15 protein-coding genes are annotated in these 16,753 nt (G+C 61.0%); 2 read left to right on the forward strand and 13 right to left on the reverse strand.

What is annotated here, in order from left to right; translation table 11 throughout:
- Positions 1 to 21 precede the first annotated feature (21 nt).
- The 9 genes from rhmD to PQQ51_RS27885 form a co-directional block, all read right to left on the reverse strand.
- Entirely contained in the window at positions 22 to 1,200 is a 1,179-nt protein-coding gene (gene rhmD, locus PQQ51_RS27845; protein WP_408500342.1) for an L-rhamnonate dehydratase, read from the reverse strand.
- Between the two features lie 181 nt (positions 1,201 to 1,381).
- A complete protein-coding gene (locus tag PQQ51_RS27850) occupies positions 1,382 to 2,134 on the reverse strand; it encodes an SDR family NAD(P)-dependent oxidoreductase (protein WP_408500344.1) in 753 nt (250 codons plus the stop codon).
- Between the two features lie 186 nt (positions 2,135 to 2,320).
- On the reverse strand, positions 2,321 to 3,364 hold the full coding sequence (locus PQQ51_RS27855) for a hypothetical protein (protein ID WP_408500346.1): 1,044 nt from the start codon (positions 3,362 to 3,364) through the stop codon (positions 2,321 to 2,323).
- A 3-nt stretch (positions 3,365 to 3,367) separates the two neighbouring features.
- Positions 3,368 to 3,988, reverse strand: a complete 621-nt coding sequence (locus tag PQQ51_RS27860; protein WP_408500385.1) for a nucleoside/nucleotide kinase family protein — start codon at positions 3,986 to 3,988, stop codon at positions 3,368 to 3,370.
- Positions 3,989 to 4,131: 143 nt separating this feature from the next.
- The gene (locus PQQ51_RS27865; protein WP_408500347.1) at positions 4,132 to 5,007 is read right to left on the reverse strand and encodes a sugar phosphate isomerase/epimerase family protein; all 876 of its coding nucleotides are present in this window, start codon (positions 5,005 to 5,007) and stop codon (positions 4,132 to 4,134) included.
- A complete protein-coding gene (locus PQQ51_RS27870) occupies positions 5,004 to 6,035 on the reverse strand; it encodes an ABC transporter permease (RefSeq protein WP_408500348.1) in 1,032 nt (343 codons plus the stop codon). The genes PQQ51_RS27865 and PQQ51_RS27870 overlap by 4 nt, the downstream gene beginning before the upstream one ends.
- Positions 6,032 to 7,045, reverse strand: a complete 1,014-nt coding sequence (locus PQQ51_RS27875; RefSeq protein ID WP_408500350.1) for an ABC transporter permease — start codon at positions 7,043 to 7,045, stop codon at positions 6,032 to 6,034. Before PQQ51_RS27875 ends, PQQ51_RS27870 begins: the two co-directional genes overlap by 4 nt.
- Positions 7,038 to 8,606: a sugar ABC transporter ATP-binding protein gene (locus tag PQQ51_RS27880; protein WP_408500352.1), complete on the reverse strand. Its 1,569-nt coding sequence runs from the start codon at positions 8,604 to 8,606 to the stop codon at positions 7,038 to 7,040. Before PQQ51_RS27880 ends, PQQ51_RS27875 begins: the two co-directional genes overlap by 8 nt.
- Positions 8,607 to 8,712: 106 nt before the next feature.
- Positions 8,713 to 9,705: a substrate-binding domain-containing protein gene (locus PQQ51_RS27885; RefSeq protein ID WP_408500353.1), complete on the reverse strand. Its 993-nt coding sequence runs from the start codon at positions 9,703 to 9,705 to the stop codon at positions 8,713 to 8,715.
- 231 nt (positions 9,706 to 9,936) lie between these two features.
- Here PQQ51_RS27885 and PQQ51_RS27890 point away from each other — a divergent pair, with 231 nt between their 5' ends.
- Complete coding sequence (locus tag PQQ51_RS27890; RefSeq protein WP_408500354.1) at positions 9,937 to 10,992, forward strand: LacI family DNA-binding transcriptional regulator; 1,056 nt, start codon at positions 9,937 to 9,939, stop codon at positions 10,990 to 10,992.
- Positions 10,993 to 11,014: 22 nt separating this feature from the next.
- Here the strand turns inward: PQQ51_RS27890 and PQQ51_RS27895 are convergent, their stop codons facing one another.
- The 3 genes from PQQ51_RS27895 to PQQ51_RS27905 form a co-directional block, all read right to left on the reverse strand.
- Positions 11,015 to 11,359 (reverse strand): hypothetical protein, encoded by a 345-nt coding sequence (locus PQQ51_RS27895; RefSeq protein ID WP_408500355.1) that lies wholly within the window; start codon positions 11,357 to 11,359, stop codon positions 11,015 to 11,017.
- 235 nt (positions 11,360 to 11,594) lie between these two features.
- A complete protein-coding gene (locus tag PQQ51_RS27900; protein WP_408500357.1) occupies positions 11,595 to 12,020 on the reverse strand; it encodes an SRPBCC family protein in 426 nt (141 codons plus the stop codon).
- A gap of 1 nt (position 12,021) precedes the next feature.
- Positions 12,022 to 13,044, reverse strand: coding sequence for an aldo/keto reductase (locus PQQ51_RS27905; protein ID WP_408500359.1), 1,023 nt, complete (start codon positions 13,042 to 13,044; stop codon positions 12,022 to 12,024).
- Positions 13,045 to 13,142: 98 nt separating this feature from the next.
- Here PQQ51_RS27905 and PQQ51_RS27910 point away from each other — a divergent pair, with 98 nt between their 5' ends.
- Positions 13,143 to 14,090 (forward strand): LysR family transcriptional regulator, encoded by a 948-nt coding sequence (locus PQQ51_RS27910; protein ID WP_408500361.1) that lies wholly within the window; start codon positions 13,143 to 13,145, stop codon positions 14,088 to 14,090.
- On the opposite strand, the gene PQQ51_RS27915 is transcribed toward PQQ51_RS27910, so the two are convergent.
- Entirely contained in the window at positions 14,081 to 15,334 is a 1,254-nt protein-coding gene (locus PQQ51_RS27915; RefSeq protein ID WP_408500362.1) for an MFS transporter, read from the reverse strand. The genes PQQ51_RS27910 and PQQ51_RS27915 overlap by 10 nt on opposite strands.
- Positions 15,335 to 16,753 lie beyond the last annotated feature (1,419 nt).

The following is a 16,753-nucleotide window of genomic DNA, read 5'->3' on the forward strand; positions in this document are numbered from 1 at the left end:
AGGTTTCAGCGATTCAGATTGTCAACGTGGGTACGGCCGTTCCAGCTTGCACTCCGGATTCAGTTGCACGCCGAAACCCGGCGTATCCGGCACTTTCATGCGGCCGTTCACCGGCACGGGTTCATCGAGCAGCAGCGGCGTGAACATCGGCACGACTTCGTCCGCTTTCGGCGCCATCATCAGAAACTCGGCGAATGGCGAGTTGTGCCGCGTGACGACGAAGTGATAGCTATACACCGATGACCCGTGCGGCACCACCATCACATTGTGCGCATCCGCCAGCGCCGAAATCTTGATCAACTCCGTGATGCCGCCGCACCAGCCGACGTCCGGCTGGATCAGATCGCAGCACTGCATCTCCAGCAGCATGCGAAAGCCCCAACGTGTCGCTTCGTGTTCGCCGGTCGACACCATCATGCCGCGCGGCACGTTGCGGCGCAGTTCGGCGTAACCCCAGTAGTCGTCAGGCGGCAGACATTCTTCGATCCATTTCAGCCCATACTCGTGCGCCGCTTGTGCGAGCCGTGTGGCGTACGGGACATCGAGACTCATCCAGCAGTCGTACACCAGCCAGAAGTCGTCGCCGACGCGGCTGCGCATATCGGCGAGCTTGTCCAGATTCTGCTTGAGGCCCGCTTCGCCTTCTGCGGGACCATGCTGCAACGGCAGCTTGCCGCCGATGAAACCCATTTCCTTCGCGAGGTCCGGACGCGCGCCCGTCGCGTAGAACACGAGTTCGTCGCGCACCGGTCCGCCCAATAGCTGGTACACCGGTTCTTTACGAACCTTCGCGAGCAGATCCCACAGGGCGAGATCGACGCCCGAGATCGTATTGAGCACTACACCCTTGCGGCCGTAATACAACGTCGAGAAGTACATCTGATCCCACATCTTCTCGATATCGGTGACGAGTTGTCCTTCGAGAAAACGCGCGAGATGTTTTTCGACGATGAACGCGCCGATCTCGCCGCCCGTAGTGACCGCGAAGCCGACGGTGCCGTCGCTCGCCTCGATCTCGACCACCAGGGTGCCGAGCACGTTGATCCCGAACGACTGGCGGCTTTGGCGATACTCGGGATAGCGCGCCATCGGCGTGGCAATATGATCGTCGATCCAGTGTCCACCGGGTTGGTCGTGATAATCCGCGCCGCCGCCGCGAACGATGAAGGCACGCACGTGCCGGATGGTGGGCATGGACATGAAGGGACTCCGTTGTTGGTGCGTCGTGGGTGCATCTGACATGCAGGGAGCACGGGGCCCCTGGCGGGCGCGGTGCAGCAACAGATTGATCGGTACTTCGAACAATGCATAGCCGACGAAAAACACGCCCGCACTGAATGCGAATGCCGCGTTCGACAAACCCGTATTGCGAGCGTATCGCTCAGTAGGTCGCGCGGCCACCGGACAGATCGAACACCGCGCCCGTGCTGAACGCGCAGTCTTCCGATGAAAGCCACAGGATCAGCGACGCGGCTTCTTCAGGAAGCAGGAAACGATTCATCGGGATTTTCGAAAGCATGTAGTCGATGTGCTGCTGCGACATCGAGTCGAAGATTTCGGTTTTGGCCGCGGCGGGCGTCACTGCGTTGACGAGGATGTTCTTCGTCGCGAGTTCCTTGCCGAGGGATTTAGTGAGGCCGATGAGGCCCGCTTTGGACGCGCTGTAGTGCGACGCGTTCGGGTTGCCTTCCTTGCCGGCCACCGACGAGATATTCACGATCCGGCCGTAGCCCTGCTTGAGCATCTGCGGTACGACCGCGCGGCAGGTGAGATACGGCCCGATCAGATTGACGTCGATCACGCGGCGCCATACTTCGGGTTCCAGCTCCCAGGTTGTACCGTTGCCGCCGGTGATGCCCGCGCAGTTGATCAACACGTCGATCGCGCCATGAGCGACGACCGTTTGCTGCACCGCGTGTTCGACCGACGCTTCCTGCGTCAGTTCGACCGTGACCGCCGAGACCTTGCCGAGTTCGCTGAGTTCGCGCTCGCTGCGGGCTAGCCGCTCGGCATCGATGTCCCAGAGCGCGACCGAAGCGCCTGAGCTCAACGCCCGCTGCGCGACCGCGTAGCCGATACCGCGCGCACCGCCGGTAATGGCGACGACGCGCCCCTCCAGATCGATTCTGTTCATCGCTGTGCTCCTGTGACACGCGTCGCTGCGTGCCTTTCAGTTGTTGTATGTCCGCTGTACCGCTTTGGGTTCAGCCAATATACGAGCGAGGCGATGCGCTAACAATCCGAGTATTGGAGGGGGTGATAACAAAAGTGGATCGGGGGCTATGCTGCCCCGCTGCCCCGCTACCCCACTGTCCAGCCGTCAAACCTCCCGAGCAGAAAGACGGTAAGTAATAGTCCTCGGCCTACCCACCCTAAAAACCAACCCAGCCCGATCAGCAAGCGGATGATCCGCAGGTGGAATCACCACCCGCCCAAGGTCAAAAAAACTATGGGTCGGCTCGACGCCAACAGCAAAATGCCGACCCGACCAGGGTTCGTGAGTACGCCCGCCATTACTGATCCAAAGCAACGCATCCGGAAGGTCTTCGGCATCCCAATCAAGAAACACATCGGCCTGCTGTTCCGGATAACGCAACACAAACGGCGGCTTGCATCCCGCGATTTGCACCAACTCTTCGGTCGCTCTGGGCAATGGCAGACAGGTTGCATCCATCATCCCGTACGTGGCCGGAATTTCCTTCAGAGACGAGATAGTGCGATTCGGCAGAATTCGCGAAACGCCCGCCTCTTGCGCAACGGGATAGCTGTGAATGGCGTCGAACGCACAGGCGAGGATTTCAACGCCACCACTCGGAACGGCAAACGTCGGATGAAGAGCGAACGGCAGAATCGTATCGCGACGTGCATGAACGGTGAGTGAGACGATCAACGCAGGCGCGTCAGGCTGAACCGAGATGGTGCGCTCGAGCCGTTCAATCTCGCTGCCGGGTGGATACTCGATCTGAAGCTTGAGCATGTGCTCGCTTTGCTCCACCCACTCCCACATATGGTTCGCACCATACCCGTGGACCCAGCTATCGTCCGCGTCGCGCAAACGGAAATCAGGCGGCAGGCACAAAGGAGCTTCGACCATTCCAAACGGCAGGCAGGGCCATTCGCCGCGCAATGCACGCATGATCCCAGGCAAATGCGGATCGTCTTCCCACGGAGCGACTTGCAGCGGGGAGATGCTGCGTCCGCCGCCCAGTTCGAATCGCACCGGCGCGAGCATGCCGCCGAGCGCCTGAACTTCCGCCTCACCGTGTGGCCATCGCAATGTCCAACGCTCGATCGATTCCATCGTGCAGTCATCCCACGTCGAAACAGAAACCCACTCGCTTCCCACAAGATCAGCGTTTGACATTCGTTACTCCGACCATTGGAATTGAATATCGGCACGCGCGCTGGTTGCATCGACCAGCCGCGCGTTCACCTCGTCGGTCTGTTCAACCCACTGTTCCGCCGCGGCCTGGTCCCGGCCGAAACTGATATGCCGGGAAACGAGACGCTGCCGTCGCAGCGCAGGGTCGACATTGACGTACCAGACTTCGTCGAGCAACGGTCGCGCGGTTTTCCAATGACCGTGATCTAAAAGCAGGTAATTCCCCTCGGTGATGACGAGCGGCATATCCGGCGCCACCGGAATGGCGCCGGCAACAGGCTCTTCAATTTCCCGCCGGAACGTGGGGGCGTAGATCGTTTCGTCGGGACGCTGCTCACGCAAACGCTTCAGAAGCGCAACATAACCCGCGCTGTCGAAGGTATCTTCCGCACCTTTGCGGGACGCGCGACCAAGACGGGCGAGTTCGACATTCGCAAGATGAAACCCGTCCATCGGCACAACGACTGTCCGTCCGGGGAAAGCCTCGTGAATGGTTTGCGCGAGCGTTGATTTGCCTGCGCCCGGAGCGCCAACCAGGCCGAGAATACAGCGCCGGCCATCCTCAATCAAATGGCGCAAGCGACTGAGATAACGGTCTTCGATCATCGACATAAGCCCAAGCCTTCGAGGTAAATCGGCATTCGACGAGCGCATCTCACTCGCTCGCCGAAGCCGGAATCGACAACACGTGCCGGGGAATCACGACACATTCGAGGCGACGCCACCCGACTCCATACGACAAACGTTGTTCAGTGGTGCGCCCTGGCTTTAGCGGCAGCGTTGATGCCGCCCGCGATAAACCCGCGCGCATGCGTCGCGAGATCCATCCCGTCGTCCCACAGGTTGCGCCAGATTGCCAGCGCATTGGACAATTGCTCGTTGACGACCGTCGACGAGAAACTCTCAAACGTCACGATGCCCTTGTAGTCGATCATCGCGAGTGCATGGAAGAACTGCGCGAAGTCGATGGTTCCGGAGCCGAGATATCCGCGATTGCTTTCGCCAATATGAACGTAACCGAGACGATCACCACATTGAAGAACCGGCTGCATAAAATCGGATTCCTCAATGTTCATGTGATACGTATCGAGGTGAACGACCACATTGGGCGCGCCCACTTCGTCGATCATCGCAAGTGCTTGCGATGCGGTATTCAGCAGATTGCTCTCGTAGCGATTGACGACTTCAAGCCCTAGCGTCACGTTCTTTTTCAACGCGAAGTCGGCAATGCGCTTGAGCGAGTCGACCGCGTTACGGCGGCCTTGCGGCGTAACAGGCGCGTTGTATTTCCCCATCGCACCATACAGAATGCCGCCGAAGTAACTGCCGCCCAGCTCCGCCGTGATACTGATACCTTCTTCGAGCAACGATACGCCGCGGGCAACTGTCGCTGCGTCGTCGCTGGACACGTCCGCATCGAACGTAAGACCACGCGAGCAACCGATGTCCAGTTCGAGTTCCTGCAACAAATCGCGCGTATAAGCCAGATCCATGATCTTCGGACCATGCAGGGACAGCTCGGCCAGATCGAAACCGGCCGCTTTGGTCTGGCTCAAAACCTTGCGCGTCGATTCGGGTGTCAGGTCGCCAGCCCAGACCAGTGCGTGTACGCCAAGTTTGTTCATTGTGTCACTCCTTTAGATGCGGTCACGCGCCTGCGGACCAAAGTTTTCGACATGCCGTTCGCCCATGCCCAGCGGAACAGCATCACAGCAAGCAGGAAGACGCCCCACAACGCAGTCGCCAGATGCTGGTTGGCGCCGAGCAGATTGAGGCCGGAAGCAATGACTTGCAGAATCACGAGTGCAATCACGACGGGCACCACGCGACCAAAACCGCCGAACGGATCGACGCGGCCGAGAAAGCACGCCAGTACCGAGATCAGCAGGAATGCCTCGCCGTGTCCCACGCGAACCGAATTGAACTGGGCCGCCATCACCACGCCGGCGACGCCGCACATCAGCCCCGACAGCATGTAAATCCGCGTGACGGCGCGTGTCGTCGCGATGCCGGAGTACCGCGTGGCTTCAAGATTCGAGCCGATCATCCGCGTGGCGAAACCGAGGCGCGAACGCGTCATGACAACGTGCCACAGCAACGCGCAACCGAGAAAGATCAGGAGCGGAATCGGTATGCCGAGAAAAACGCCGTTGCCCATTTCGCGCACGAACGGCGGGAACCCGGAGATGTCGCCGCCACGCGTGAGGAACTCCCCGAGTCCGCGCAAGAAGATCATCATCGACAAAGACACGAGGATCGGGCTTGCCCCGGTCCGGGCAATCACGGCACCCATCACCCATCCGGCCGCGGCACCGGTGGCCAATGCGGCTGCAATGCCGAGGATCACGGCCAACGCGCCGGCATCCGCCCCGCCGTAATGACGAAGCACCCACGCCATCGCCAGACCCGACATGTTCGCGGTGAACGTCACCGAGAGATTGAAGCCGCCGGAAATCAGCGGCATCAGCATGGCCAGCGTAAAGAACCCGAGTTCCGGCAACTGGAAAGCGACCGACACGAATGTACTCGCCGAGAAGAACTGGTCGGACGCGAAGCTCAGCACGGCGATGACCAGCACGAGAAATCCGAGCAGGCCGGCAACATCCGGCGCGATGAACGACGCGGCCGTGCGGGGTGATGAGGACGTTTTCATGACGAGGCCTTTACGCTGCGTGACGTGAATCGCGTGCCGACGAGTTTGGCGAACCCACCGCTCGACAACGTAATGGCGACGAGGATGATGGCGCCGATAATCATCTTGAACGCGTACGGCGAGATGCCGAGCAGGTTCAGGCCGTTCGCGGTGATCGCGGTCAGGAGGATGCCGAGGATCGCGCCGAGAATCGTGCCGCGTCCGCCGCCCAGTCTCGCTCCGCCGAGCACCACCGCGGCGAGCACATCCAGTTCGCGCCCGTAAAACGCGTTCGGCACGACTTCCTGCACGTAATGAGCCTGCATGAGTCCGGCAATCCCGGCCATCATCCCGAGCCAGCCGAACGCGATGTAATGCATCGCCCCGATGTCGACCCCGACGCGTCGCGCCGCTTCGGGGTTGTCGCCCATCGCATAGAGCTGCCGGCCGGTTGTCGTGCGTCGTAGCAAAAACCACGTCGCGACAACCATGACCACCATCACAGCCACGGGCAAAGCGAGATTCGCATTGCCGCTCGCGGTGCTGAAATTGACGATCGAGACCCGGTCGGTCCACCAGTCCGGCAGATCGTAGATCGACACGCCGCCCGTGAGAAACATCAGGCCGCCGAAGAACACGTTGAACGTGGCGATCGTCACCACGATCGAAACGATACGGAATCGGTAGATGATCGTCGCGTTGATGGAACCCAGCAGGAATCCGAACAATGCGGACACGATGAAACCGAGCGCCCAGTTGCCGCCGCCGAGCCGCATCACGGTCAACGCGGTGAGGTACTGGACCACTGACGCACCAACAGCGAACGAGATATCGATGCCGCCGGCAATCAGCACGACCAGCAATCCCACCGCGAAGATGATGTTGACGGAGCTCTGGTTGAGCAGATCGAACAGGTTGGGCAGCGTGAGAAAGGTCGAGGTCGAAAGGCTGAGGCCGATCACCATGATGGCGATGACGAGAATCAGCAACGCCTCGATCGAACCGATTCCGAGTTTGCGAAAATCAGGCATGGACGTCTCGCTCGATCTGTTCCATCGTTGTGGTTCCCGGCACGTACTCTTTAACCATGCGGCCGTCGCGCATATGCAGAATCCGGTCGGCGTTGAAATAGACTTCCGGAATTTCGTCCGATATCAGCAAGATGGCCATGCCCTCGGCGGCAAGCTTGTGAATGATCGCGAAGATGCCGGCACGGGCACCCACATCGACGCCCACGGTGGGCGAATCCAGGATCAGCAGCTTCGGGTTCGTTGCCAGCCACTTCGCGAGCACGATCCGCTGCTGGTTGCCGCCGGACAGTGTCGAGACCGCGTCGTCCGGTTTGCCGATCTTCACGGCCAGTTGTTGAATCCAGTCGTGAATCAGCGCATTGCGCTTTCTCGCGGCGATCAGGTGCGTGCCGTCCAGAAGGTGATCCAACACGGCCGCGACTGTGTTGTCTCCGATCGATTGCGGCTGGACGAGTCCGAGCTGGAGCCGGTCTTCCGATACGTACGCGATGCCGGCGCGGATCGCGTCGCGATTCGTACGCAGCGACAGCGCTTTTCCGTCGAGCCGGATCGAGCCCGCATCGGGCCGCGTCATTCCGAATAGCGACAACGCAACTTCCGTACGTCCGGCGCCGAGGCGTCCTGTGACGCCGAGTATTTCGCCGCGCCGCACGTCGAACGACACATCATGGTACTGGCGGCTTCGCGACAAGCCCTGCACTTCCAGCACGACTGGCGCTTTCGTCAGATCGGTGGTGCGTACTTCATAGTCGAACGTGCGGCCCGTCATCAATTCCGTGAGACGGGTTTGCGTCATCCCTTCAGTGGGAAAGGTGCCCACATACTGCCCATCGCGGAAAACGGTCACACGGGTGCAGACGTTCAACACTTCAGCAAGCCGGTGACTGACGAACACCACGGCAATACCATCCGCCGAAAGCCGCCGGACGATGGTCAACAGCGCTTCCGTTTCGGCATGACTGAGCGACGCGGTCGGCTCGTCCATAAAGACCAGCCGGGCATCGCGCACCAGCGCTCTCGCGATTGCCACGACCTGGCGCTGCGCGATGGACAGCGAGCGAACAGAACGGCTCAGATCGATCGACACGCCGAGCCGCTCGAGAATCCGGCGTGCGGCTTCCTTCATCTTCGCGTAGCTGACGATGCGCGGACGCGCCCCCAGGTTCTGCTCGAAAGCGATGTTCTCCGCGACGGTCATTTCAGGAAAAAGCGCGAGATCCTGCCAGATGACCTGGATGCCGAGGTCGCGGGCTCGGGCCGGATCGAGACCTTCGATCGACTCGCCATCCATCAGCATCACCGCACCGGGTTCCGGCTGATAGACCCCGCTGATGATCTTGATGATGGTGCTCTTGCCGCAGCCGTTCTCGCCCGCGAGGCAAAGCACTTCGCCGGGCATCACGTCGAATTTCACGGCGCGCAGCGCGTTGACGCCGCCGAATATCTTGGAGATGTTCTCGAGCTTGAGCAGGGGCGCGCGGCCTGCATCGAGCGCGGCCGTGGCACTGCTCGCGTCGCCTCGTCGGGAAGGCAGGCTGGCAGTGGATGCTGATTGACTCATGGAAACGCTCCGATGGACTTGCACGCGACCCGCTCGCAAGCAGACGTGTCGTACCGCTAACTTCCGGGTAAGCCGCGCGCGAGGCGCGCTCACCCGTCTCGCTGCGTCAGAGGCCCATCTTGGCGAGGTCGTCGACGGTTTTGGCGTTCAGGTCCACCAACTGGTCGACAATCAGATTGTGACCATCGGGGTGGACGACGCCGAGACCCGGGATATTCGTGCCGTCCTTAACCGGCTGCCCCTTCGCGAGCATCGTGCCGAGCGTCACGAACACTTCGCCGGCGATTTCCGGATTCCACATGTAGCCACCCGTCAGCACGCCGTCGTGGACGAGTTTCCGGCCTTGACCCGGCGAGAACGGCCCGAGAACCAGGACTTTGCCTTTCGCCTGCTGCTCCGCAACCGCACGCGCTGCGCCAATCGGACCTTGGCTACCGAACGCGAGAATGCCTTTCAGACCGGGATGCGCGCGCATCAGGTCGAGCGCGGTCTTGCGCGACGCGTCCACGTCTTCGGCAACGCCGTAGCGATCGCCGACGAGAGTCATCGCCGGATAGTGCGCCTTGATATAGGCAATGGCCGCATCCGCCCATGCGTTATGAAGCGGCACCGTCAGCGAACCGACGAACACCGCATATTCACCCTTGCCGCCCAACGCCTCGCCGAGGCGCTTTCCGTACGCTTCGCCAAAGCCCTTGGCCGACGCCAGTTCAAAGTCCCAATCCACGTTCTGCTGTTTCGGGGACTCGTGCGTGATGACCTTGATACCCGCTGCCCGCGCGCGCTGAAGCACCGGCTCCAACACCTGCGCGTCGTTCGGCACGACGCCGATCACGTCGACGTGCTGCGCAATCAGATCCTCGATGGCTCGCACCTGAAGCGCGGGGTCCGCGCTCGTCGGCCCGACCATGAAGGCCTTCACGCCGAGCTGGTCGGCGCGCTTCTTGATCCCGGCTTCCATCGCGTTGAACCAGGGAATGCCGCCGATCTTCACGACCACACCGATGACGGGTTTGTCGGGCGAGGCCGATGCGAAACTCGTCGTCAAAGCGAGCGCGACCGCGCTTGCGCCCAAAGTGCGGATGATGTTCTTGAACATGTCTCCTCCGTTGAACGCCTGTCCGTGCCGGCAGACGCTCGATGTGTTTGAAAAAACCCGTTTTTAGACGTTGCTAAACATTTGCTGAATCCATTTAGCAATTCGGGTTGGGGTATGCTGAATCTATTCAGCAAATCGGTCGACTCGGAGTTACCCTGGTACGGCACCGATTACGAAACGGTTACCTTTCCCGGAACATGAACGACGGAAAATGCGCTCGGAGCAACGTTGATGGCAAGCAGCAACCCCGGACGCAAGTCCACGATTTACGACATCGCAAAGACAACGGGATCTTCAACGTCGACGGTGAGCATGGTGCTGAACGGCACGTGGGCCCGCTATCGGATCAAGGAGGAGACGGCGAACCGGATTCTCGAATGCGCGCGCGAACTCGGCTACAACGTCAACATGAAAGCGCGCGGCCTCCGGCTGTCGCGCTCGGGGCTCGCCGGGATGATTCTTCCGCACTACCGGAACCGCTTCTTTGCGGGGCTCGCTCAAACCTTCGAAGACCAGGCCCGCAGCCGGGGGCTTTGCCCGATCGTCGTGGGCACCCAGCGTGATCCTGAGGTCGAGGTGAGCGTCACGGAAACATTGTTGTCGCAGAGGGTCGAGTTGCTGTTCATCGCGGGCCTGCGCAATCCGACACCGCTGAACGAACTCTGCACGGCTGCCGGCATACGGTCGATCAATCTCGACTTGCCTGGCGACGGCGCGCCGTCGGTCGTCACGGACAATCGCAAAGGTTCAGCCACGATTACCGAGCTGTTGATCGAAAAACTGCTGGCGCGCGGCCATGACGCGGACGAGTTGGTGCTGCTGGGAGGGGTGGCCAATGAATACGCGACCGAAATGCGTATTGCGGGATTCCGCGATGCGCTCGAGGCCCGCCATATCACTGCCGCCGAAGACGCCGTGGAGTGCTGCGGCTACAACGCCGCCGCGGCCAAACGCGCGTTGACCGTTCGCTACGAAAAGCTCGGTCGACTACCGTTCGGTTTGCTGATGAATTCGATTACCGCGCTCGAAGGCATGGTCCAGTTCATGGCGACACTGCCGCACGACGCGTGGAAATCGGTGGTGGTCGGCTGCTTCGACTGGGACCCGTTCGCAGCGTATCTGCCGTTCGACGTGACCATGTTGCGGCAGGACGTGCAAGGCATCATTGCCGAGGCGTTTGCATTAGTGGAGAACGGCGATCCGACGGATCGCTCTCTCGTTATGGTGCCGACGGGATTCGGCAAGATGTATGAAGAGGAGGAACAGACGAAGGAGTTCGACCGCTAATGCCGGTTCCGAAAGTACCGGTTCAAAGCGCCTCCTGACACAACACCATCATCTTCTGCACCATCGTGCTCGCGCCATTGAGCTCCATCTCGTCCGTAAACAACGCATTCACACTGGACAAGCGAACCGCGACGCCGGCCTCGAGCAAATCCTTACGCGCGATTTTCAGCGCGAGCTGGCCGATACGAACCCGGTCGAGCCAGTGCATGGTCACGCGGTTCTTATCCAGCCAGCGTCGGCAGCATTCGACCACATGATCGACGCGCCACTCCTCCGTCAGCGCGTACGACGCCGCCGCGATCGCGACGAGGAAGCACAGCAACTCGGGGCGCGCGCTATCGGGCTCGGTAAATTCGGGTTTGATCATGTTATCGGCCTGGCTACTCTCGTTGCTCGACACAAGCACATGCGGGCAAGGTCGCGGGATTCAACACCGGCGCACAGACAACTCATGAAGACCACGAGCATTCGCCGCCGCGCGCCTCAACCCGATCGCCTGCACTGTTTCGAGATCATGCCAGATTCATTAACCTCATCGACCGCCAGGTTGCAGGGCATCCCGTCGAAACCCGTGATGCCCTGCAACCGAACGGCGAACGACCTTAACCGACGCGCGACAGAATCGTCTGCCTCAACGCCGCCAGCCCCTCGGCATAAATGCCGTGAAACAGCTGCGCGATGTCTTCATCGCTCACGCCGACCGGCGAAAAACTACCGGACCACGTGACGAGCGACGTCGCCATACCGGCAATCTCCTCGACGCCGATAGTCGCCAGATAGCCGGTAATCGGAAACGGCGCGTCTACGATCGAATAACTGTACGTGCGGGATTTGTCATCGAACGCTTCGAGCCGCTCGACGATGGTCTGCCCGTCCGCCGTCTTCAGATGCCGCAGCCGTCCGTCTTCGCTCAATTCGCTGACCGCAATCAGCGGCAACCAGTCGGGCAGCGAATTGAAGCCGCCGATCAGTTGCCAGACCTGGTCCGCGGTCGCCGGGACTTCAAGAGATGCCGTGGTATGTGCCATATCACACTCCGGTTTGGGTAAGCGGCAACGGAGCGTCGGCGGCGACCAGGCGTTGCTCTCGCATCTCCTGCCAGAAAGCCGCGGGAACGATCTGCGCCAACGCGGAGAAATCTTCGGCGATCCGCTCGGGTTTGCTAGCGCCCGGAATCACCGCCGCCACTGCCGGGTTGGCCAACGAAAACTGCAATGCCGCCGCCTTCACACTCACCTGGTGGCGTTGCGCAAGCGCCTTGATGCGCTCGACCTTCGCAAGGATTTCCGGCGACGCCTTCTGATACTCGAAGTGCGTGCCGCCGGCGAGTACGCCGGAACTATAAGGACCGCCCACGACGATATCGACGTGCTTCCGCGCCGCTGCGGGCATCAGACGCTGCAACGCGCGCTCATGATCGAGCAGCGTGTAGCGGCCGGCGAGCAGAAAGGCGTCGGGCTGCGCTTCGGTCAAATCGAGCGTCAATTCGCATGGCTCGACTCGATTGACGCCGAGTCCCCATGCGCTGATCACGCCCTCTTCCCGCAGACGGCTCAGCACCCGGAACGCCCCTTTGCGCGCGGTTTCGAACTGCGCGAGCCATTCGTCGCCGTAGAAATCCTGCGCAATGTCATGCACCCACACGATGTCGAGACGATCGGTATTCAAACGCTTGAGGCTGTCTTCGATCGAACGCAGCGTGGCGTCCGCACTGTAATCGTTGACCAGTTTGTTCGGGCGGCCGAACTCGAACAGGCCGCCTTTCTCACCGAGGTCGCGCGCGGCCGGCTCTTCGATCTCGTCGAGAACCAGACGGCCGACCTTCGTACTCAACACGTAATCGTTGCGATTGCGCTTTGCGAGCGCCGCGCCGAGGCGGATTTCGGCGAGCCCCGCTCCATAGAACGGCGCTGTGTCGAAGTAGCGCACGCCATGGTCCCAGGCCGCGTCGACCGTTGCCTGCGCTTCTGCCTCGGGAATGTTGCGATACATGTTGCCCAAAGGCGCCGTACCGAAGCCCAGCTTGCCTTCCAGCTTGTCCTTGATGCTCATTTCGAACCCTTCGTTGATGACAGTGAAGCCAGTTTAGGTTGTCACGGCGAGTCCGTCCAAGACATAATTAGCCAATATTGTGTCCTACGAGGTCTCAAGTGCTGGATATCCGCCAACTCCACTATTTCGTCGCCGTCGCCGAAGAGGAACACGTCGGCCGGGCTGCGGAACGGCTGCATATTTCGCAGTCGCCGCTCAGCAGGCAGATCGCCCAGCTCGAAGAGCGTCTTGGTTTGACGCTCTTCGAGCGCAGCCAGCAGCGCATCCGTCTGACCGCCGACGGCCGCACGTTTCTTCAGGAAACGCGCGCGCTGCTCACTCACGCGAATCGTCTCGAATCGCTCGCGCGGCGCCTCGGTCGCGGCGATGAGGGCGGGCTGTGCATCGGGTATCTGGAGAACGCGATGCATTCGGGCGTGCTGTCCGACGCATTGCGGGCGTTGCGCAAAGATCGGCCCGCTGTGCATATCGCGCTGTACAACCTGCCGTCGTCCGAGCAACTGGAAGGATTGCGGCAACGCAGTCTGGATGTCGCGCTGGTGTGTGAGCCGCCGCTCAAAAACGATCCGGACCTCGACTGCTCACAACTGCTGAGCGATCCGATGCTGCTTGCGCTGCCCGACTCGCATCCGTTGGCCGCCGCGCCGAAGCTCACGCCCGCAGCGCTCGGCAAACTCGACTGGATCGCCGTGCTGCATAAGGAAAGCGTGCTCAAGCACGACAACTTTGTCGCGGCCTGCGCGCGCGCCGGATTTACGCCGGCGATCTCGATGGAAGCACCCGAGCCGCTCACCGCATTGCGGCTGGTGGCCGCAGGTCTCGGTGCCGCGATGATTCAGAGCAGTTTGCGCCAGCAGGTGCCCGCCGGCGTCGTGCTCAGGGAAGTGCCGTGGTTCACCTATCGCATGCCGCTATGGGCTGCATGGCACAAGATCAACTTGCGTCCGCTCGTGGAAATTTTCAGGCGGACGCTGGTCGGCGAGGCGGATGCGAACAGCGGCAGCGGCGAAGTGTCCGACGCCCCCGCCCACCTCGTTCACGATTGAGCGTCGGGACACACCGAACCCGCCAGCGAAGACGCCGCCGTCTGGTCGCCTCGCCCAAAACTGGCGAGCGCGGCCAGTCCCAGCAGACCCAGCCCGCTGCCGAACAGGAAGTCCGCGGAAATGCCGACATGGTCGACCACCACGCCGCCCACCAGCGAGCCCACGGCGATCGCCACCTGGATGATGCTCACGAACAACGCGGAGCCGGCTTCCGGCGAGTCCGGCGTCGCACGCTGAATCCATACGCTGAAGCACAACGGCAGCGCGCCGAACGACACGCCCCACGCGAGCACCAACGCCGCAACGCCGAGCGGCGAATGCTGCAGAAGCGGCATCGCCAGTAGCGCGAACATCAGCAACGAAACCATCGCGCCTACCGACGTTTTCAGATTGCGCGTTACCGTCGACGATACGGCGAAGTTCGAAACGAAGCCGATCAGGCCGAAGCCGAGCAGCAGCCAGGTGATCGTCGCCATCGAGAAACTGGCGTTGTGCAGCAGGAACGGCGTGACGTACGTGTACGACGAGAAATGCGCGCCGAATACGAGCGCGACCATCAGCATGCTTCGACGCGGATGCGGCCGACGCAACAGCGCAACCAGATCGCGCAGACGCAACGCCGCGCTCGACGGCAGCGACGGCACGAAAAAGAACTGCGCGACGAGCGCGATCGCAACGAGCACGCCGGTCGCCATGAACGAAGCGCGCCACGAAGCGAAGCTCGCGATGAAGGTGCCGAGCGGCACGCCGATAACCGTTGCGCAGGTGACGCCGGTGAGGATTGTCGCCATCGCGCGGGCCGAATCCTTCGGCTTCACGAGACGCCCGGACGCGGCCGTGGCGAGTGTCCAGAAACCGCCCAATGCCGCACCGAGCAGTGCGCGCCCGACCAGCATGACCACGAAGCTCGGCGCAAACGCCGAGATCAGATTCGACGCCAGCAACAACGTCGTCAACAGCAGAAACACGCGCCGACGGTCCATGCGTCCCGCCACCAGCATCAAGCCCGGAGCAGAGAGAGCGGCGATTACGCCCGGCACGGTAACCATCAGACCGGCCGTGCCCGGCAGCACACCGAGGTCGGCCGCGATGCGCGGCAACAAACCCACCGGCAGGAATTCCGTGGTCACGAAAGCGAACGCGCCGATTGCAACGGCGACGACCGCAAGCCACGAACGCACCGACGACGACGCGCCATCGTCCGGCGAGGCCGAACTCGCCGGCAGATTATCTTCGATCAACATAGTATTGTTTGTGAGTAAGTCGACAACGATTGGGATTAGAGTGGCCGCACCGGACTAATCGATTCATGCAGCGCACGCCACAAATAGAAAAGCAGGCAACACGGGCCTGCTTCTTTATGTGCGGCTTATGCGTCTTAAGCGTTGAGTTTTGAAAAAATCAGCGGGGGTGAAGCTGGAATAGCGCACACCATAACATCGTCTTTAATCGCTCGCTGACGACTCCGTAAAATTGGACTCGCGTGTGGGGTTATCGCGCGACCCGCGCGCAACGTGCTGACGGGTGCATCGCGGGCACATGGTTTGCTCGGACTGGCGCTGGCGTAAACGTCGCAAGGGAAAAAGCGGGAGGCGGCTCGATCGACGCTCGAACGTTCTCCCGCAGCACGCGCTCGATATTTCAGCCATTCCAGTCATCCCGATCAGCGGCCGAAGTAGATCTTGCATTCCGCTGCGCCGGAGCAAGGCCGGTCGTCGCGACCACCCGCCTCCACACGGCCCGAACTCACCCCGCCATACGAGACGTTGCGCACGGCCTGCGTGCCGGTTGCCGGTGTTGCATCCGCATCGCCATATGAAATGTCGGTGGTGGCTTGCGCCGATTCGTTGGCGTTCTACATCAAGGTTTGCGACGACGCGCTCGCGGGCTGCTGTCCTTCGAATGCCGCGGTTGCGATCGGCGCAAGAATGAGCACCGCACTTGCCAATGCGATCAATAAACGTAATTTCATGTCCAGACTCCTTGAATCGGGCGCAGCAATGTCCGTCTTTCCAAAGAATTGATCCGCGAAAAAACGTCATGTGGCCAAATTCAAGCGGGCCTACGGGCGAATACGTATACGTGACTGCTGCGGCGAGTCATTGAACTAAACAAGTGACTAGTTGCCATACCGTTAACCGATGACCGGCGTGCCCTCGCGGGCTAGCCGGAATCGAAGGTCATGGTGCTGGAAAACACGGAGTGTCGCTCCGCAGTTTGGTTATAGTTCGGTCGCGCAGGATTGCAATCTCGCCGGCAACCCTGGCCGCGGCACCGATTATCGGCGTAGCGCCACGCTCAAATGCGAAAATCAGGCGCGGCGGCGCGTGCATTGGGCCGACAGTGCGTTATGATGCGGCTATAACGCAAAAAAATCGGCCCCGCAGACTCACCGGCGAGAGACGGAGCGTGGACATGAAGCCAGCCGTTCGCAATCAATGCATTGTCATCACCGTTTTTTCCCACAGCAGTAGCGTGGCTTATCCAGTCACATGTGCCGTGCGGCGGACAGTTTGAATATTCATTGATTGGCACGGCCGGCTCGCAGTGATCCGGGTGGTCCGGCGGTTGGTTCAGTCGTTCGCCCGGTCATTGATCTGGCCTGGCAGTAGAGTGGGTAGTGAGCACTTATAGTGCATCGTTGTCACGCATTTACAGGTGGA

The sequence above is a fragment of the Paraburkholderia xenovorans genome, assembly GCF_046030735.1.
GTDB classification, from domain to species: Bacteria; Pseudomonadota; Gammaproteobacteria; order Burkholderiales; family Burkholderiaceae; genus Paraburkholderia; species Paraburkholderia xenovorans_A.